This window comes from Shigella sp. FC1967 (assembly GCF_001743005.1).
GTDB lineage: Bacteria > Pseudomonadota > Gammaproteobacteria > Enterobacterales > Enterobacteriaceae > Proteus.
Genome location: NZ_MIIZ01000204.1, coordinates 1 through 268 on the forward strand (window position 1 = coordinate 1; position 268 = coordinate 268).

Below are 268 nucleotides of genomic sequence, written 5' to 3' on the forward strand. Positions count from 1 at the left end.
ACACCGAAGGTGTTTTGTCAGAGAGACGAAACGATGAAGTAAGCTTGTTTAAGATTGATAATTACTGGTGACGAGCCGTTGAAGGGTGAGTGACGGGTAATAAAACAGAATTTGCTTGGCGGCCATAGCGCAACGGTCCCACCTGATCCCATGCCGAACTCAGAAGTGAAAACGTTGTAGCGCCGATGGTAGTGTGGGGTCTCCCCATGTGAGAGTAGGGAACTGCCAGGCATTAAATAAGACGAGAAAGCCAACCCAATGGGTTGGC

The 268-nt window shown here is 49.3% G+C and carries 1 rRNA gene; it reads left to right on the top strand.

What is annotated here, in order from left to right:
- Window positions 1–114: 114 nt before the first annotated feature.
- Window positions 115–231, top strand: a 5S ribosomal RNA gene (rrf, locus tag BHE89_RS01865).
- The last annotated feature ends 37 nt before the right edge of the window (window positions 232–268 follow it).